The 17,530-nt window shown below is 38.6% G+C and carries 18 protein-coding genes and 3 tRNA genes; 9 read left to right on the top strand and 12 right to left on the bottom strand.

Annotated elements, in window-relative coordinates:
• Position 1: 1 nt before the first annotated feature.
• The 5 genes from T8I65_RS03970 to T8I65_RS03990 form a co-directional block, all read right to left on the bottom strand.
• On the bottom strand, positions 2–1,468 hold the full coding sequence (locus T8I65_RS03970; RefSeq protein ID WP_322302137.1) for a phytoene desaturase family protein: 1,467 nt from the start codon (positions 1,466–1,468) through the stop codon (positions 2–4).
• 9 nt (positions 1,469–1,477) lie between these two features.
• Positions 1,478–2,380, bottom strand: a complete 903-nt coding sequence (locus T8I65_RS03975; protein WP_322302138.1) for a MerR family transcriptional regulator — start codon at positions 2,378–2,380, stop codon at positions 1,478–1,480.
• A 158-nt stretch (positions 2,381–2,538) separates the two neighbouring features.
• Positions 2,539–2,622: transfer RNA gene (locus T8I65_RS03980), tRNA-Leu, on the bottom strand.
• 70 nt (positions 2,623–2,692) lie between these two features.
• Positions 2,693–2,765: transfer RNA gene (locus T8I65_RS03985), tRNA-Lys, on the bottom strand.
• 27 nt (positions 2,766–2,792) lie between these two features.
• Positions 2,793–2,865 (bottom strand) — tRNA-Lys (locus T8I65_RS03990).
• A 125-nt stretch (positions 2,866–2,990) separates the two neighbouring features.
• Between T8I65_RS03990 and T8I65_RS03995 the strand changes: the two genes are divergently transcribed.
• Positions 2,991–3,512 carry a shikimate kinase gene (locus T8I65_RS03995; protein ID WP_322302139.1) on the top strand — a complete coding sequence of 174 codons (522 nt, stop codon included), beginning with the start codon at positions 2,991–2,993 and terminating at the stop codon, positions 3,510–3,512.
• Here the strand turns inward: T8I65_RS03995 and T8I65_RS04000 are convergent.
• Genes T8I65_RS04000 through T8I65_RS04010 form a run of 3 tightly spaced genes read right to left on the bottom strand, consistent with a single transcriptional unit; the run spans position 3,504 to position 4,998 of the window.
• Positions 3,504–4,004, bottom strand: coding sequence for a phosphoribosyltransferase family protein (locus T8I65_RS04000; protein ID WP_322302140.1), 501 nt, complete (start codon positions 4,002–4,004; stop codon positions 3,504–3,506). The two genes, T8I65_RS03995 and T8I65_RS04000, sit on opposite strands and share 9 nt — an antisense overlap.
• Positions 4,005–4,007: 3 nt before the next feature.
• Positions 4,008–4,583 carry a methyltransferase domain-containing protein gene (locus T8I65_RS04005; protein ID WP_322302141.1) on the bottom strand — a complete coding sequence of 192 codons (576 nt, stop codon included), beginning with the start codon at positions 4,581–4,583 and terminating at the stop codon, positions 4,008–4,010.
• Positions 4,576–4,998 carry an RNA-binding S4 domain-containing protein gene (locus T8I65_RS04010; protein ID WP_322302142.1) on the bottom strand — a complete coding sequence of 141 codons (423 nt, stop codon included), beginning with the start codon at positions 4,996–4,998 and terminating at the stop codon, positions 4,576–4,578. Before T8I65_RS04010 ends, T8I65_RS04005 begins: the two co-directional genes overlap by 8 nt.
• Before the next feature lie 80 nt (positions 4,999–5,078).
• Between T8I65_RS04010 and T8I65_RS04015 the strand changes: the two genes are divergently transcribed.
• Positions 5,079–6,026, top strand: coding sequence for a hypothetical protein (locus T8I65_RS04015; protein WP_322302143.1), 948 nt, complete (start codon positions 5,079–5,081; stop codon positions 6,024–6,026).
• A 51-nt stretch (positions 6,027–6,077) separates the two neighbouring features.
• Here the strand turns inward: T8I65_RS04015 and T8I65_RS04020 are convergent, their stop codons facing one another.
• Positions 6,078–6,854, bottom strand: coding sequence for a hypothetical protein (locus tag T8I65_RS04020; RefSeq protein ID WP_322302144.1), 777 nt, complete (start codon positions 6,852–6,854; stop codon positions 6,078–6,080).
• Positions 6,855–6,894: 40 nt separating this feature from the next.
• A complete protein-coding gene (locus tag T8I65_RS04025; protein WP_322302145.1) occupies positions 6,895–7,596 on the bottom strand; it encodes a class I SAM-dependent methyltransferase in 702 nt (233 codons plus the stop codon).
• Between T8I65_RS04025 and T8I65_RS04030 the strand changes: the two genes are divergently transcribed.
• Both T8I65_RS04030 and T8I65_RS04035 read left to right on the top strand, forming a co-directional pair.
• A complete protein-coding gene (locus tag T8I65_RS04030; RefSeq protein WP_322302146.1) occupies positions 7,596–8,090 on the top strand; it encodes a YkgJ family cysteine cluster protein in 495 nt (164 codons plus the stop codon). The two genes, T8I65_RS04025 and T8I65_RS04030, sit on opposite strands and share 1 nt — an antisense overlap.
• Before the next feature lie 43 nt (positions 8,091–8,133).
• Positions 8,134–8,976 (top strand): thioredoxin family protein, encoded by an 843-nt coding sequence (locus T8I65_RS04035; protein ID WP_322302147.1) that lies wholly within the window; start codon positions 8,134–8,136, stop codon positions 8,974–8,976.
• A 4-nt stretch (positions 8,977–8,980) separates the two neighbouring features.
• Here the strand turns inward: T8I65_RS04035 and T8I65_RS04040 are convergent, their stop codons facing one another.
• A complete protein-coding gene (locus T8I65_RS04040) occupies positions 8,981–10,222 on the bottom strand; it encodes a DUF1343 domain-containing protein (RefSeq protein ID WP_322302148.1) in 1,242 nt (413 codons plus the stop codon).
• 6 nt (positions 10,223–10,228) lie between these two features.
• On the opposite strand from T8I65_RS04040, the gene T8I65_RS04045 reads away from it, so the two are divergent.
• From T8I65_RS04045 to T8I65_RS04055, 3 genes are all read left to right on the top strand, one after another.
• On the top strand, positions 10,229–11,461 hold the full coding sequence (locus T8I65_RS04045) for an ABC transporter permease (protein ID WP_322302149.1): 1,233 nt from the start codon (positions 10,229–10,231) through the stop codon (positions 11,459–11,461).
• Between the two features lie 89 nt (positions 11,462–11,550).
• On the top strand, positions 11,551–12,531 hold the full coding sequence (locus T8I65_RS04050; protein ID WP_026915396.1) for a PLP-dependent cysteine synthase family protein: 981 nt from the start codon (positions 11,551–11,553) through the stop codon (positions 12,529–12,531).
• A gap of 38 nt (positions 12,532–12,569) precedes the next feature.
• Complete coding sequence (locus T8I65_RS04055) at positions 12,570–14,675, top strand: amino acid carrier protein (RefSeq protein ID WP_322302150.1); 2,106 nt, start codon at positions 12,570–12,572, stop codon at positions 14,673–14,675.
• 38 nt (positions 14,676–14,713) lie between these two features.
• Here T8I65_RS04055 and T8I65_RS04060 read toward each other — a convergent pair whose 3' ends face one another.
• Entirely contained in the window at positions 14,714–15,085 is a 372-nt protein-coding gene (locus T8I65_RS04060) for a hypothetical protein (RefSeq protein ID WP_322302151.1), read from the bottom strand.
• Positions 15,086–15,492: 407 nt separating this feature from the next.
• Here T8I65_RS04060 and T8I65_RS04065 point away from each other — a divergent pair, with 407 nt between their 5' ends.
• Together T8I65_RS04065 and T8I65_RS04070 are read left to right on the top strand one after the other, a co-directional pair.
• The gene (locus T8I65_RS04065) at positions 15,493–16,185 is read left to right on the top strand and encodes an SGNH/GDSL hydrolase family protein (protein ID WP_322302152.1); all 693 of its coding nucleotides are present in this window, start codon (positions 15,493–15,495) and stop codon (positions 16,183–16,185) included.
• Positions 16,186–16,233: 48 nt separating this feature from the next.
• Complete coding sequence (locus tag T8I65_RS04070) at positions 16,234–17,511, top strand: DUF2851 family protein (RefSeq protein WP_322302153.1); 1,278 nt, start codon at positions 16,234–16,236, stop codon at positions 17,509–17,511.
• The last annotated feature ends 19 nt before the right edge of the window (positions 17,512–17,530 follow it).

Here is a 17,530-nt window from a genome sequence, read left to right on the forward strand (position 1 = left end):
ATTAGTTTTGTTCATTTTGTTGTATCAGTCCAGCTGCAAGTTTCCCAGATATAAGGGATGGTGGCACACCTGGTCCGGGAACGGTTAACTGCCCGGTAAAATATAATTTTTCCACCTTTTTACTTCTAATTTTAGGTCTTAAAAATGCTGTCTGGAAAAGTGTATTTGCCATTCCATAGGCATTCCCTTTATAGGAATTATAGGCTTCCTTAAAGTCCTTTACGCAGAAGGATTCTTTAAATATAATATTTCCTTTAATTTCCTGCCCTGTAAGAGCCTGAAAACGTTCAATTATCATATTAAAGTAGCGCTCCCTAATTTCATCGGTATCTTCAAGGTCTGGGGCAAGCGGAATTAAGAAAATTCCTGCTTCCATGCCTTCCGGAGCAACTGTAATATCAGTTTTTGAAGGGAAACTGGCATAGAATAGTGGATCTTCTGGCCAGGCAGCTTCATCATAGATGGCTTTAGCATGATCCTTAAAACTACTGTCAAAGAATAAGGTGTGGTGAGATACATTCTTCAGTTTTTTGTCAAAGCCTACATAAAAGAGTAGGGATGAAGGTGCAAAGGTTTTCTTCTTCCAGTACTTTTCAGAATATTGTCTATCGAATTCCGGAAGCAAAGTTTCTGTATGGTGATAATCTGCTCCAGAAAGTATAATATCAGCGGGATAAAGTTTCCCATCTATTTTTAGCGCTTTTGCTGCACGATCTTCAGTAGTAATAGCCTCGACATTAGCATTCAGGTGAAACTTAACGGCTAAGGACTCTGCAAGCTCTGTAATTCCTTCAATAACCTTGTACATGCCTCCGTGAGGATGCCAGGTGCCCAATCCAAAGTCGGCATAATTCATAAAACTATAGAAAGCCGGAGTATCACTAGGCTTTGCTCCCAGGAACAACACCGGGAACTCGAGGATCTGTCTTAATTTCTCATTAGAAAACTCTTTTCGAACATCTCCACTAATATTTGTAAAAAAGCGGCCTAATCTTGTTGCGGTCGCAGTTGTAACGAGTTCCATAGGGGAAACGCCAGGACGATAAACCAGGTCTTTAATGGCTATATCATAATTGTCGCGTGCTTTCGCAATGAACTTTTTTAGTTTTTCTGAGCTTCCTTTTTCAACCTCTTCAAAGGTTTCATAGATTTCTTGCAGGCTACCAGGAATTATAACAGAATCATCTTTACCGAAGTAAACTTCATAAGCTGGATCTAATTTGTTCAATTGGAAATAATCTGAAGCTGATTTTCCGAAGTCAGAAAAGAAACGTTCAAAAACATCTGGCATCCAGTACCAGGTAGGACCAATATCGAAAGTAAATCCGTCACGTTTTAATTGACGGGCTCTACCACCTACAGTATCATTTTTCTCGAATACTTCTACATCATAACCGGCCTGAGCCAGATAACAGGAAGCTGCGAGAGATGAAAAACCAGATCCTATGATATTTATCTTTTTTGGCATTGGGGAATTTTAGAGACTATTTATAAAATCTTTAATTGATGTCTGTACTTTAATATTTTCAGGAAGAGCAGCCTGATCAATTTCTTTCGTTCTTTGTCCAAATAGCAAGAATTCTCTTGGCTTATCCTGGCATAACTTCTCCTGAAAATCATTTACAAATTCTGAAACATCTGTATTCACGGGAGAGATGGTAAGATAACTTACGAATACCGGATCATTATGGATTTTCATGAGGTAGTCCATGTTGTCTAATGGTAAACTTGGACCAACGTAAATAACATTTTTACCTGCGTTTAAAAGCTCATAATTTAGATACAAAATCCCAATGTCATGGATTTCATTGTAAGGGAGAAAAAGGACGTATAATTTGTCATTATTCTCTTCCTCGCCATTGGATTTTAATTCGGCAATATTAATGTAGATCTTTTGTTTAATAAGTTCTATGATATAATGCTCATGAATTGGTTTGATGGTATCAGTCTGCCATAGCAAACCAATTTCTTCAAGCAGCGGAATAAAAACATCGTAGAAAACATCTCTAAAGGATAATTTAGAGACCAGATCATTATAAGTCTTTTGAAACAGCCTGTCATCAAAATTCATCATGGCCAGCTTGAAAGCATTTTTAGCTCTGTTCTCTACACTTGAAGAAGCTGAAATTCTTCTTACAAGCGCATGAACTTCATCTTCTTTCATTTTGGAGATACGTGATATCTTATACCCATGAATATTCAAAAAGGAAATATTAAGGAGCTTCTGTAAGTCTTCACCATCATAAGTACGAATATTGGTATCTGTTCGCTCAGGATCGAGAATTTTATATCTCTTCTCCCAGATTCTAATGGTGTGAGCTTTAATTCCACTTAAGTGCTCCAGGTCCTTGATGCTAAAATTTTGTTTGATATGTTCCATACTTCTTATAAGCTATTAAACAAATCTAAACAAAATTTAGAGTGAAAGTGATAGAGAAAAGTTAAAATGTTTAATAAAACATAAGTTACATTAAACAAAATTGAGATAGGGTATAAAAAAAAGCCTCAGCGGCTAATTGTATATTGTCTTTAAAGTAGTACCCGAGGCGGGACTTGAACCCGCACGCCCTAATGGACACATGGCCCTCAACCATGCCTGTCTACCAATTCCAGCACTCGGGTATGAGTTTATGGAATGTCTCCATAGGGCTGGTCACCAAGTTTCGATTAAAAATCGAATCGAGTAAAATAGTGATCTGGCTGGGGCTCGAACCCAGGACCCTCTCCTTAAAAGGGAGATGCTCTACCAACTGAGCTACCAGATCTTGAACAATAAAATAAGAACTTATTTGTGATCTGGCTGGGGCTCGAACCCAGGACCCTCTCCTTAAAAGGGAGATGCTCTACCAACTGAGCTACCAGATCATTAAAAAGCATCCGTCTTTTTGCGAATGCGGGTGCAAATATACATGCATTAATTTATTTTTCAAGACATAATTGCTATAATTTTACCATAGTTTTGCCTTTTGCTCATTTTAAGTGATTTACAGATGAAATTTTTTTTGATTGGATACATGGGAAGTGGTAAATCCACCGTTGGAAAACTGCTTTCTGAAGAGTTAAACCATAAATTTTATGATCTTGATCAGGAGATCGAAAAAGAATACGGCTTGGCGATCTCAGAAATCTTCGCTAGAAGAGGAGAAATCTTCTTCAGAAAAGCTGAAAGAAAAATGCTGCAGAAATTAATTGCCCTTGATGAAGACGCTATAGTTTCACTTGGTGGTGGAACGCCGTGTTATGGTGACAATATGGAGCTTATAAAAAATGCAGATTCGGTACGATCTATTTATCTTAAGCTGAACATTCAAACTTTATTGCAGAGATTGAAACAAGGGAAAGAAGACAGGCCAATGATAAGTCATTTGGAAACCGAGGAGCTACTGGAAGAGTTTATTAGAAAGCATTTGTTCGAAAGAGGCTTTTATTACAATCAAAGTGAACTAATTTTAGATTGTAATGGTAAAGATCTTTCTGAAATCACACAAGAGTTAATGGAGACTTTAAGATAACTCTACACGTTCATGATCTTTTTCAAATATAACTTTTACCGTTTCGCTTAGAGAGGTCGAAAGAGAGAGGCCTTTAAAATCAGCTTTCACCGGGTATCGTTTGTGATTCCGGTCCACAAGCACGGCAGTCTTGAAATTTTTAATTGGAACATCGAGAAAGTATCGTACTCCATAAATTAGGGTGGAGCCAGAATTCAATACATCGTCCACCAGGATCAAAGATTTATTTTGATATTCTTCAGGCCTTAAGGAAACACTTATAGGATCGAGCGGTGCTTTTTTGTTGATCACTACCTTACCCAAAGTAGTTTTTAAAGGTGAAATTTCATGAAGTTCCTTTTCAAGTTTCTGGGCTAGAATATATCCATTATTGGCGATTCCTGCGATAATGATCTCCTTCTCATCTACATTGCTTTCATAGATCTGGTAGGCTATTCTCCTGATTTTATGCTTGATCTCTTCCTGGTTGAGAATTGAATGCTTGGCTTTCATAGATTACTTTTTTCGGAATTTAAAGAATAGTTCATTCCCTAAACGTGGTTTTATGGAATTGTATGCTTTTTCCAGAATTTCAATATGATAATACGGACGAAAATAAGTTAAATATTCTTCACGACTGCCGCCATAAGGTGGACCGTCTTCCTTTAATTCAAAATCGAATAGTAAACCTGCCAATATACCTCCAGGACTTAGAAGCTCACTGGTTTTATGTGCATACGCATTTCGTTTTGAAACTGGTAAGGCGCAGAAAAAGGTTTGTTCCAGAATTAGATCGAAGGAATTTTCAATTTCAAAAAAATCCTGGTGCAGCATTTGTTGTCCAGGAAATTCAGGATTACGACGTGAAAATGAGTTTAAAGGAATTTCAGCAATATCACAGAGAAACACATTTTTGAAACCACTTTTGAAAAGATATTCAGCTTCATATGCATTGCCTGCGCCGGGAATCAGGATTTTTAGATCCCTGTCTTCAATACCGTCTGTAAATTCCATAATCGGCGGAGAAACAGCTCCAAGGTCCCATCCGGTTTGATTATTTATATATCTATCGTTCCAATAATCTTTAGTCATCTGTTTTCTTCTCTATACCATCATCCTTTTTTTCGCCCAAGCCGTCATTTGTATTTTCAAACCAGTCATCAATATCACGACGGTCTTTCTTAGTAGGTCGGCCAGTACCTTTTTTTCGGTAATAGTCTTTGGAGTATTTTAAAAGATCCAGTTTCTCAAAGGCTTCTTTCGGGGTAATATCATGAACATAAATATTCACAAGTTTCGCACCAACACGACTTTTGGGAAGATCGAGGATCTCCAGCTCATAATTGATCTGATTTTTACGAACTCTTAGTTTATCACCAGGAAATACGTCTTTGCTAGGTTTCAGGATCTCATCGTTCAATCTTACCTTTCCTTGCTTGCAGGCAGTTGTTGCCAGACTTCGGGTTTTAAAATAGCGTACGCACCATAAAAACTTATCAACTCTCATACTTATACCTTCAAATCGCCGTTCAATATTGAACAAAAATACAAGATTATTGTATCTTGCGGCTCCAAAATAAAATTCTGATGAGAATAAACAAATTGATGCTGATTGGTCTTACGGCTTTTCTTGCATTTGCATGTAATAATGATGATGATGGTGGTCTCGCCCAGGTGGAAGTTCGTGACCGTACAGAGGTTGCGGTCGAGGATGACCAGGCACTTTTAGACTACCTTTCGACGCACTTCTATAACTACGAAGATTTCGAAAATCCTTCCGAAGATTTCAACTATCAGATCGTATTCGATACGATCGCTGGGGAAAATGCAGACAAGCAGCCGATTATCAATTCAGATAAATTAATAACAAAAACTGTAAATCATGAAGGTGTAGACCAGAATCTATATGTACTAAAAGTACGTGAAGGCGCTGGAGCGAAACCTACCTTTGCAGATTCTACCTTTGTTACCTATGAAGGAGAACTTCTTACAGGAACTGTTTTTGACTCTAACTTAAGAAACCCTGTTTGGTTTAATCTTTCACCATATTTTGGGATCGTTGATAACCGTGTAACACCTCTTGGCGGAGTTATTAAAGGATTTCAGGCTGGATTAACTGAGTTTGGTGCAGCTACTGGCTTTACAGTCAATGCAGATAATACTGTAGAATGGAATAATGACTACGGGATTGGTGCCATTTTTATGCCTTCCGGGCTGGCTTATTACTTTAATTCACCGGAAACCATACCAGTATACTCACCGCTAGTTTTTCAAATTAGTAGTTATGTGGTGAACCAGGCAGATCATGATAATGATGGTATTCCTTCATTTATGGAAGACCTGGATGGAGATAATGATGTGACTTCAGATGATACAGATGAGGACGGACTTCCAAACTTATCAGATCCGGATGATGATGGTGATGGTACTCCTACAAGGGATGAAATCGAAATTACTGAGGATGGAACTTTGATCTTAACCGACTCAGATAACGACGGAACTCCAGATTACCTGGATCCAGACGTGTTTCAATAGTAGAATAGCTATTACAAATTAAAATGGAAAACCTGGCGATCGCTGGGTTTTTTATTTTCCGCCCGCAGATTGCAGATCCAGAATGCAGGCATCATCAAGCTGAGGAAGATTATTATTATCGATAGTATTGATGACACCGCTACCAAATTCGATACTGGCTTTCATTAGGCATTTATCGGTAATACAGTGTGCGGTGTTATTCGGGTCCTCGTGATCTGTAACTGGCTCGACGCCCAGGTTGACAAGGCCAAATAAGTGTCCGAATTCATGATTCAACGTAGCGGCCTCAATAATTGCTTTACTGGGTGCATTGAACTTGCTTGCAAAGTTTTTGATGGTTTCCCCGTAGAGGATAATCGAAGTATTTCTAAATGCTGTTCCCAGGGTGATCTTAGTTTCGGAATCGTTGATCTTCTTGCCAGCTGCAAAATAGATCCAGACACCAATTTCATCGCCTACCGTATAAACCGTGCGCGTATTGGTTTCTACCGTTCTTAAATCATCTTCATCGAATGGAGTGAGTCCGGAACTTGCAACAGAGCGTAAATTAATGGTAATTCCATCGGGTTTATAGACTCTGCTTTCCAGGAAATTTCTAAAGGCATCGATTGCATCAGTCTCTGGTCTGAAACCTTCAGCATAGACGATCTCAATATTCATTGAAGTAAATTCAGTATCACTTAATAGATCTGAAGCAGATGAACCAGTAACCTTTAAGTTAGCCGCTCTATTATTTCCTTCTTCGGAATCATTATCAGAATCCTTACTACACGATACTGCCAGGCTACTCAAAAACAGGATCAAAAAAGCTTTGTAAATTTTATCCATTCTGTATTAGATCTTGCGCAAAAATATGAAAAATAACGAGTTAGACTTTCTTAAGAATCGCCAGGTAATCATAATGCTCTCCTTCAAGAACGATCTCACAGGAAAAATTGTTGTTGTGTGCTGCCTTCTGAAGAATTTCTTTATCTACATATAACCAGTCAAAAGGATCTGAAGTTTCTCCTTTATAACTTAATTCATAAGTGAGTTCTCCGTAATATTCTTCTGAATCGATAAACTCATCATCGAAAAGATAAATAAGATCTGAAGAATCAAGAATCAGCTGCCCGTCATCATTCAGCAGCTTATGACAGTGCTGAAGGAAATCATCGATATTATCAAGTTTTCCAATGATCCCGGTTCCATTCATTAACATAAGAATGCTATCAAATCTTTCCGAAGAGATATTATAGAAATCCTGAACAACCGCGTGGTTGAGTCCGCGTTCTTTTGCGATCTCTATAGCTCCGGAAGAAGTATCGATAGCCTTAACCTCCAGTTTGAGCTCATTTTGAAGATAAAGGGCATGACTGCCGGCCCCGCAGCCAACATCAAGAATACTGCCTTTACAAAGTTTTAGTGCTTCCTGTTCTGGCTTTGGCATTTCTTCAAAATTCCGAAACAGATAAGCGACGGGTATTTCATCATTATCAAAGTCTGGTGAATGCACCGTGATGGGAGTTTCATCTTTTTCTTTGTAGTAGCCTGCAATGGCTTTGCCGAATATATCCTTATTTTTGTCCAATGGATGAAGAGCTTAAAAGTTTACCTAATCGCGCCAAAGATAAGAAGAAGGAAAATAGAAAATTCTTTTCGCGACTAAAGAAGCGTCCTCCTAAGGATCTCGACAAGCTCATGGTAGAATTGCACGAGGAAGAATTCTCCAGAACCGACTGTTTGCAATGCGCTAATTGCTGTAAGACTACGGGACCTTTATTTACACAAAAAGACATTGGAAGAATCAGTAAACATTTTCGAATGAAGCCCGGAGATTTTATCGATACTTACCTAAGGCTGGATGAGGAGAACGATTATGTGTTGCAGCAGGTGCCATGTCCTTTTTTAGGCGAGGATAATTACTGCGGTATTTATGATCAGCGACCGAAAGCCTGCCGGGAATATCCTCATACAGACCGCAAGGATTTTCATAAAATATCCTCTCTCACTATAAAAAATACTAGCATTTGTCCGGCGGCTTTCAATATAGTCGAGGAAATGAAAAAAAGATTAAAATCGTAACACTTAGGTCTAAAAAAATTATATTTTTGGGAAAACCTTAAGGATGAAAAGTCTTATTCTTCTCCTGCTTTTATGTGGGTCTAATCTCTTTGCAAATAACTGGTATACAGATCTCGAAGCAGCGCAAAATGCAGCTATCGCCAGTAACAAATTAATATTGGTAGACTTCTGGGCTACCTGGTGCGGTCCATGTAAAGCTATGGATCGTGATGTTTGGAGTGATCAGGAGATCCAGGAAGTGATGCAAAACTATATCCCTTTAAGAGTTGATTTCGACACTCAGCGACAATTGAACATGGAGTATGGGGTAAAAGGAATTCCGTATGTGGTGATCATGGATGCCAATGGAAAGGTAATCCATAACAATCTTGGCTATACCAATAAACTGGAGACCATGAGAGTTCTGGAAAAGTTCAAATTAAATACTTCGTTTTTGCAGGTAGAGTTGGCTTATTACAAAAGAAAACCAAGTTATTCTACGGCTCTTAGACTAGCACAGAAATACCTGGATTATAGTTTATATCTGGATAAGGATCTTCGACGACCGATTCTAAATATAACCGAAGAATATCTTAATGAAGCTCAGGATCTGCTGGACGAAAAACAGTCTAATTATAAGATGATTAGTCAGAAACTGGATTTACTTGTGACCAATGTTGATCTCTATCAGGGTAATTACAGAAAGGTTGAAAGGTTTTTAAAGAAGAAAATTGACGAAGAAGAATTGCGTAAATATAACTGGGGGTTATATACTTTTCTAAATTACTGCATGGCCGTAGAAAATGGAGAAGAGGCACAAATTAGTAAGTGGACCGAAGAATTGGAAAAACTAAACAATTCAGATATTTATAAAACCAGGGCTAAAAATCTGCAGGAAACGAGCTGATCATCTAGGGATATATCAAATATTTTACGCGTGTCTTTTGAAATGCTTCCAGTCCTGGCTTCCAGAATGACCGAATTTCTTCAGCAGAGAGACCTTTTGTAATTTGATCTTTCAGTAAAGATGTTCCTGAAAGTTTTACAAAGAAATCATTAAAAAATTGTTCCTGATCTTCAGTGTTTTTATACGCTTCTATCAACCATTCCAGGTTGATGGAATTCAATGTCTCCGCAGTGCTTAAATTGCGCCCGTAACATTCCTTGTTGTCATGCTTTGGATATTTTGCACCCTCCATAGACTTGGGAGTATACGCGTAATCAAAATATTCCTGGTCCAGAAAAGGTGAGCCAAAAACCTGGAATTGAAGCTTAGTACCGCGACCGGCATTCACATTCGTTCCTTCAAAAAAGCAAAGACTTGGGTAAAGATTGATCGATTTAGCATTGGGGAGATTTGGAGATGGCTTTACAGGTAGATTGTAGCTCATCTTACGCTGGTAGGTTTGCATAGCAATTGTTTCCAGTTCACACTGAATTCCGTTCTCAAGCCATTTTTCTCCGTTGATCATTTTTGCATACTCAGCAATGGTCATTCCATGGACTACCGGTACTGGATGCATTCCCACAAAGCTCTGATGTTGTTTTTCGAGAATTGGACCATCGATATAATGTCCATTAGGATTTGGTCGGTCAAGAATTAGAACCGGAATTCCCTGTTCTGCACAGGCCTCCATGACATAATGCATGGTCGAGATATACGTATAAAATCTGGCTCCAACATCCTGGATATCGAAGATCATTAATTCTATATCTTTCAGGTCTTCAGCAGTTGGTTTTTTATGGCTTCCGTAGAGAGAAATAACCGGAAGGCCACTAATTGGGTCCTTACCGCTTTTAACGGTTTCGCCAGCATCTGCAGTTCCGCGAAAACCATGTTCGGGAGCGAAAACCTTTGTTATCTGAACTTGCCTGCTTAATAAAGTGTCTACAAGATGAGTGTATTCTCCGTTCTTTGTTTTTACTACGGAAGTTTGATTTCCTACAATCCCGATAGTCCTGTTTGCTATCTTCGGAAGTATAAGATCCATTCTGTTTGCGGCTGGTAATACTTCAGAAGGAACCGAATCTGAAAGTTTTTCTTGTGAGACAACTTTAGAATTTTCCGAAGAGCTTTCGCTATGAGCGTTTCCACAGGAAAGAATTCCCAAAACAAAGAATAATAATGTACTTTTGACCAACCTCTTAATCATAGCAATTTGAATTTCGAGTACTTTATAGTAAAGCGCCTTATTAGCGCGAAAAAATATAAAAGTAGCATATCTGCTCCTATAATAAAAATAGCGATTACCGCAATTGCTATAGGGGTTGTGATGATGCTCGTGTCTTTTGCGACCGGTCTTGGACTGCAGGAAAAAATAAGGGATAAGATCGCTGCTTTTAACGGTCATATTAGCATCTCCAGCTATGATAACAATAGCTCCAAAGTTTCATTAACACCCGTATCTATAGATCAGGACTTTTATCCTGAGTTCACCAGTGTGGAAGGGATCGATCACGTGCAGGCAGTTGCAAGTACTTTTGGCGTTATACGAACAGAAGAAGATTTTGAAGGGATCGTAGCCAAAGGTGTAGGAGCCGATTACAAATGGGATTATTTCGAGGAATTTCTTACGCAGGGTAGATTACCCAATTATTCTGAAAACCTTAATAACGAAATTCTCATCTCTGAATATCTTGCGAACAGGCTTAAGCTGAAGAATGGAGACCGCGTAGCTACGTATTTTATGCGTGATGATAGTGATCTTCCTCTACAGCGTAGTTTTGAAATTGTAGGTGTTTACGAATCCGGTTTTCAGGAATTTGATGAGCTTTATATGCTTACAGATATCAGGCATATCCAGAGAATAAACCGTTGGGAAGAGGATGAGATCGGTATTTTTGAAGTTTTCGTAGAAGATTTTGATGAACTTGATTCCAAGGGCAACGAAGTTTATGAGAATACAGGATCTTTCCTGGATACTCAAACTATAAGTCAGAAATACTATTCCATTTTTGAGTGGTTGTCCCTGTTTGATTTTAATATGGCTCTTATTCTGGGAATTATGATCCTTGTTTCAGGAATCAATATGATCACCGCATTATTAGTTTTGATACTGGAAAGAACCCAAATGATCGGGATGTTGAAAGGACTTGGAGCAGCGGACTGGAGTATTCGAAAGATCTTTCTATATAACGCTGCTTATCTGATTGTGCTGGGACTTTTCTGGGGAAATTTAATTGGAATTGGTCTGCTGGCGCTTCAGAAGTATTTTAAACTGATTCCGCTGGATCCCCGAACTTATTATGTAACCGAAGTTCCAATTTATCTAAGCTGGGATTATATTCTACTCGTAAATGCCGGAACTTTGATTCTCTGCATGCTTATGCTGCTAATTCCATCAGTGATCATCTCTAAGATCTCTCCGGTTAAGGCGATCAAATTCGATTAATAATTGCAGCTCTCATAGTTGACGTTGTAAAGCTTGGTTTAAGGCCAAAGGTTTTTTTACATTTGCAGACGTTAAAGAAAAATGAAAGCATGGATTACGCTGAGAATATATTAGGAACCATTGGGAATACTCCTATGGTTAAGATGAACAAGATCGTTGAAGAAATCGATGCGCTTGTACTGGCAAAATATGAAACTTTTAATCCCGGGAATTCGGTAAAGGATAGGATGGCTGTGAAAATGGTAGAGGATGCCGAAGCCAAAGGTTTATTAAAGCCAGGAGGAACCATCATTGAAGGAACTTCAGGAAATACAGGAATGGGACTGGCACTTGCAGCGATCGTTAAAGGTTATAAGATGATCTGTGTGATGAGTGACAAGCAGAGTAAGGAAAAAATGGATATTCTTCGCGCAGTTGGAAGTGAAGTGGTTGTATGTCCTACAGATGTGGAGCCAGATGATCCACAATCTTATTATTCTACTTCGCGCAGACTTGCAGAAGAAACTCCAAATAGCTGGTATGTGAATCAATATGATAACCTTGCTAACCGTGAAGCTCATTACGAATCTACAGGACCTGAGATCTGGAAACAAACAGACGGGAAAGTGACCCATTTTGTTGTTGGAGTAGGAACTGGTGGAACTATTTCTGGAGTTGGTAAGTATTTGAAAGAAAAAAATCCCGATATTAAGGTTTGGGGAATAGATACTTACGGTTCAGTATTCAAAAAATATCACGAAACTGGTGAATTCGATGAGAAGGAGATCTATCCTTACGTGACCGAAGGAATTGGAGAGGATATTTTACCTAAGAACGTTGACTTTGATGTGATCGACGGTTTTACGAAGGTAACAGATAAAGATGCAGCAGTCTATACGCAGAAATTGTCTAAGGAAGAAGGGTTTTTCTTAGGTAATAGTGCAGGTGCAGCGGTAAAAGGACTGTTACAATTAAAAGAACATTTTACTAAGGATGATGTTGTGGTAGTGCTTTTCCATGACCACGGAAGCCGATATGTTGGTAAAATGTATAATGATGACTGGATGAGAAAAATGGGTTATATTGACTAACACCAGTTATAGAATGTAGGAACTAATTGATTTTTTATATGACTAAGAATGCGTGGTTTTTAACCAGTTTATTCTTTATGCTGTCGCTTTCCATAAATGCGCAGGATGATGAAAGGAAAGAATCAGATCTTAAAGTGACTTTAGATCTAAACAATCCTACCAGGGAGATCAATGATGGTGTTACCATGGTGAATGTTGAAGGAGGGAAAGCTCCTTACACTTACAAATGGACAAAGCAAAGCACTTCCCTTCAATCTAATAAATCTACAGGTATCACTGAAGGTCAGGAAGAATCGGTAACAGTGACCGATGCAAACGGAGTAAGTGTTACCAAAAAGTTTAAAATACCTGCTGAAGCGATCACAGAAGTCGTTAACAGTAAAGTGCAGCCGGCAGTAGATTTTCTGGGTGGAATATTATTCTGGGATCCATTTGCTGCAGTTGGGATCTACGACCCGGTTGTTTATACCAATGATAGAGAGATACCAATCCCAAACTGGGATGCCACAACTAGTAAAACCTTCAGTTTAAAGCAATGGTTGGTTGAAGATGGTGGCGCGGTAGAAGCAGGTGATAAAATTGCTATTATAGAAAGTGAATCTGGGGAGGAGAAAGAGATCTTTTCCGAAGTTGATGGTACGATGAACTACCTCGTTCTGGAAGGCAACGAGATTTTCGACCCGAATGATCAGGATGATGTTATTGAGCAAAATGCTCATATGATCGCCAAAATTGAATTTGATGAGCCACAGCCTTTGCATCATCCCAATGGTGATGTGATTACCAACTCCATTCCTTTTATAGTGATCTGGCTTATACTCGGAAGTATATTCTTTACTATAAGACTTGGTTTCGTAAATATTCGTGGTTTTTCTCATTCTATTCAATTGGCCAAAGGGAAATACGACGATCCTGATGCTCCGGGTAGAATTACGCATTTCCAGGCAATGGCCACAGCAGTTTCTGCAACCGTTGGTCTTGGAAATATTGCTGGTGTTGCCGTTGCAATTTCACTTGGTGGAGCAGGGGCAACCTTCTGGATGTTTTGTGCCGGATTTTTCGCGATGTCTCTAAAATTTACCGAATGTACATTAGGAGTTAAATACAGGGAGATCAATGAAGACGGTAGAATCTTTGGTGGACCTATGAATTATCTTCGTTACGGTCTTGAGAAAAGAAATATGAAAGGTCTTGGGAAATTCCTTGCCAGTCTCTTTGCAATATTAGGAGTTGGAGCTTCTTTTGGCGGTGGTAATATGATACAGTCTAACCAGGCATTTAAAATAGTTTCTGAGCAATTACCTTTGCTGGAAGGTCAGGGATTCTTATTTGGGGTTGGATTTGCCATCCTGGTTGGAGCGGTGATCCTTGGGGGAATCAATAGTATTGCCCGGGTCACTGGAAAAGTAGTACCTGTTATGGCGATTATCTATATCCTTGGTTGCGCGGTTGTGATCGGGGTGAATATTGAAAATATTGGTGCAGCATTTTCAGCAATTTATAACGGAGCCTTTTCGGCAGATGCTTTAAAAGGTGGTTTTATCGGGGTTTTAATTGTTGGTCTGCAAAGAGCAGCATTTTCCAGTGAAGCCGGGGTTGGTTCAGCAGCTATCGCGCATAGTGCTACCAAAACCAATAATCCTATTGCAGATGGATTTACTTCATTAGTGGAACCTTTTATCGACACCATGGTCGTGTGTACTATGACAGCATTGGTGCTTATTTTTACCGGAATGCATGAAGTAGGCGGTGGAATGAAAGGTGTTGAATTGACTTCAGATGCTTTTGGAAGTGTTATTTCCTGGTTCCCGGCAATCCTGGCACTTGCGGTTTTCTTATTTGCATTTTCCACGATGGTTTCCTGGTCTTATTACGGGATGCGATCCTGGACCTATTTATTCGGGCAAAGCAAGAAATCTGAAATTATCTACAAAGTCTTATTCCTGATATTTGTAGTTGTAGGAGCATCAGTAAGTCTTGGAGCAGTATTGAGCTTCTCAGATATGATGATTCTCGCGATGTCATTCCCTAATATTATTGGATTATATATCATGTCTGAAGAAGTCAGGGCAGATATGGAGATCTACTGGGAGCGACTCAAAAATGGAGAATTATTTATCAATCCTAAATTCAGAGATGCCTGATAAGGTTTTTACTGAAAGATCTATAAAAACTCTTCCTTCTACGGAAGAGTTTTTTGTTTCAAATCATCAGAGGTTTGCAGAAAGAGAAATAGAATGGCTCCAATAAAATAGAGCAGAACATCAATAAGATCTGCAGTATATCTATCTACGAACTGCGGAAGTATTAATTCAAAATAAATGGCATAGAAAAAAGTAAGTGTGAGCGCTTGAGCAATACTTATTTTGATCAATCTATCCTTAGTGAGGTAATGCACCGTTTTCAGACATATAGTCAGAATGATAGGCATGCATAAAAAGTCATTGAGGTATGATGTAGTCCATACTGGGAAGGTCACTCCATTTAATTTCAGAGCTTCAAAAAGTATAAATATCAGGAGGAATAGTATAAAAATGATGTTCAGTAATCTCATAGGAGCGCAACAGATACTATGAAGGCAATTACAATACCTATTCCAAGTACAATGAGCCAGACCGTGTACCCGGTTTTGGCAAGGAAGCGTACAATAGGATTTTTATGTTCCTCAGCAGGTTCCGGGGCTGACTTCCGTTTGTATTCTCCGGGTCTTCGACTGGATTTTAGTTTAGTTTTCTTCGGATTTTTCTCCATGTTGTACTGCTCTTTGATCGAATTGTTCAGTTGTGTGAACTGTACTGCTGAAAATCAATTGATCTGTTAATTGAATTCTAAGATAAAAAAACTGGTCATCCAGCCATTCCAATTAATGAAGCTTTATGAAAACTTGAGTCTTCAGAATTATACTGAATTCTATTTCAGAATAAATTTATATAAAGTATTTTCATTGCTGAAATTGAACTTATGAAAAATCTATACTTTTTACTTTTAGCAATACTCATGGTATCCTGCAATGCTACCATGGATACTACCAGCAACGAAACTCCAGATAATCCAAAATATACCTACTTGGCACTCGGTGATTCATATACAATAGGGGAGAGCGTTCGGGAAACTGATAGATGGCCGGTACAATTAACGGAGCAACTTCGAAATAGAAATTATGAGATGGCGGCGCCTATGATCATTGCAAAAACGGGATGGACGACTTCAGATCTATTGCGGGGAATGGACCAGAACCTGGAAGTGCAACGCGATTTTGACCTGGTTTCTATTTTGATTGGGGTTAACAACCAGTATCAGGGAAAGCTTATTACAGAATACGAGGAAGAACTGCGCCAGATCTTCAGGCGCGCGATCAATCATTCTAAAACTCTGGAAAAAGGAGTTTTTGCCGTAAGTATTCCGGATTATGGTTATACACCTTTTGGATCTTCAAACCAGGAGAAAATAAGTGCTGAAATCGACAGGTTCAACCAGGTTTTTAAAAGAGTTGCAGATGAATTTGGAGTAGTGTTCTATAACATTACCCCAATTTCAAGAGATAGTAGCAACCCTGAATTGGTAGCAAGTGATGGTTTGCATCCAAGTGCTTTACAGTATCAACTTTGGGTAGAATCATTTGTGTCTCAGGTAGCAGAAAAATTGCCTAATTAAATTTTTTAGCACTTCATTTTCAAATGAATAATTTGATAAATTCGGAGAGTGAAGGAAGACTTTCTTTATTATCTCTGGAAGTTTCAGAAATTTGATTCCGAATGTCTTAGAACTTCGGAAGGAGAATCTTTACAAATCATTTCGACAGGTTCTCAAAACGACTTATCCGGCCCGGATTTCTTCAATGCTCACTTAATAATCTCAGGAATCAAATGGGCTGGCAATGTTGAAATGCATCTAAAGTCATCAGACTGGTACCTACATCACCATGAAACAGATCCTGCCTACGAAAATGTGATCCTGCATGTGGTATGGGAACACGATGAGAACATCTTCCGAAGAGATGGTAGCCTTATACCAGTATTAGAATTGAAAAATATTATAGCTTTTTCGCTGATCTCAAATTACCGGCACCTGCTGGAAAGTCGTCATAATAGTATCAATTGTGAAGACAGTTTTTCTGAATTTTCCACTTTTGAGATCGAACATTGGCTCGAAAGACTATATTTTGAAAGACTTGAAAGAAAATCAGAACTGATATTTGAAGTATTACAACGTTCCAACAATGATTGGAATACAGCCTGCATGATCCTAATCTTTCGAGCTTTCGGTTTAAATATCAATGGCGATTATTTTTCAAACCTGGCAGAAAATCTGGACTATTCTCTAGTTGCAAAATTAGGAAGAGATCAGTTTTCCCTCGAAGCACTATTTATGGGGTATTCTAATTTGATCCATGGAGCAGATCAGTATTCAGAAGAACTACTGACAGAATTCCAGTTTCTACAACATAAGTTCTGTATACCTTTGATCGATTCTAAACCAGAATTTTTCAGATTAAGACCAGATAACTTTCCTACAATCAGGTTGGCCCAGCTCGCTAGTTTGTATGCTCAGCGACCATCATTCTTTTCAGATATTATTGCTGCGAAAGATTTGAATGAAATAAGATCCCTTTTTACTATTGAAGTTTCTGTTTACTGGAAGACTCACTACAATTTCGATAAATCCCATAAATCTAGATCAAAAAAGTTGAGCAACTCTTTTTTAGAACTATTGTTGATCAATTTTGTAATCCCATTGAAATTCGCATTCTCAAAAAGTTCCGGAGAACCAGCGTCCAGTCTCTATGAAATAGTAACAAGCCTAAAAGCCGAAAAGAACTCGATAGTGAATATGTTCAATAATTTAAGACAGGGTACAGTCAGGAATGCACTGGAATCGCAGGCGGCGCTTGAGCTCAAGAAGAATTATTGTAGTAAGGGTAGATGTTTGCAGTGTGAATTAGGCGCTAGATTATTGAGAAAATCTGTTAAATACGTTTAAATTTGTAATATGGCAGGCA

It is taken from the genome of Christiangramia sp. OXR-203, assembly GCF_034372165.1.
Classification (GTDB): domain Bacteria; phylum Bacteroidota; class Bacteroidia; order Flavobacteriales; family Flavobacteriaceae; genus Christiangramia.

Coding starts and splice junctions, on each gene's coding strand:
- T8I65_RS03970 (WP_322302137.1), bottom strand. CDS start 1,468: ATGCCAAAAAAGATAAATATCATAGGATCTGGTTTTTCATCTCTCGCA.
- T8I65_RS03975 (WP_322302138.1), bottom strand. CDS start 2,380: ATGGAACATATCAAACAAAATTTTAGCATCAAGGACCTGGAGCACTTA.
- T8I65_RS03995 (WP_322302139.1), top strand. CDS start 2,991: ATGAAATTTTTTTTGATTGGATACATGGGAAGTGGTAAATCCACCGTT.
- T8I65_RS04000 (WP_322302140.1), bottom strand. CDS start 4,004: ATGAAAGCCAAGCATTCAATTCTCAACCAGGAAGAGATCAAGCATAAA.
- T8I65_RS04005 (WP_322302141.1), bottom strand. CDS start 4,583: ATGACTAAAGATTATTGGAACGATAGATATATAAATAATCAAACCGGA.
- T8I65_RS04010 (WP_322302142.1), bottom strand. CDS start 4,998: ATGAGAGTTGATAAGTTTTTATGGTGCGTACGCTATTTTAAAACCCGA.
- T8I65_RS04015 (WP_322302143.1), top strand. CDS start 5,079: ATGAGAATAAACAAATTGATGCTGATTGGTCTTACGGCTTTTCTTGCA.
- T8I65_RS04020 (WP_322302144.1), bottom strand. CDS start 6,854: ATGGATAAAATTTACAAAGCTTTTTTGATCCTGTTTTTGAGTAGCCTG.
- T8I65_RS04030 (WP_322302146.1), top strand. CDS start 7,596: ATGGATGAAGAGCTTAAAAGTTTACCTAATCGCGCCAAAGATAAGAAG.
- T8I65_RS04035 (WP_322302147.1), top strand. CDS start 8,134: ATGAAAAGTCTTATTCTTCTCCTGCTTTTATGTGGGTCTAATCTCTTT.
- T8I65_RS04040 (WP_322302148.1), bottom strand. CDS start 10,222: ATGATTAAGAGGTTGGTCAAAAGTACATTATTATTCTTTGTTTTGGGA.
- T8I65_RS04050 (WP_026915396.1), top strand. CDS start 11,551: ATGGATTACGCTGAGAATATATTAGGAACCATTGGGAATACTCCTATG.
- T8I65_RS04055 (WP_322302150.1), top strand. CDS start 12,570: ATGACTAAGAATGCGTGGTTTTTAACCAGTTTATTCTTTATGCTGTCG.
- T8I65_RS04060 (WP_322302151.1), bottom strand. CDS start 15,085: ATGAGATTACTGAACATCATTTTTATACTATTCCTCCTGATATTTATA.
- T8I65_RS04065 (WP_322302152.1), top strand. CDS start 15,493: ATGAAAAATCTATACTTTTTACTTTTAGCAATACTCATGGTATCCTGC.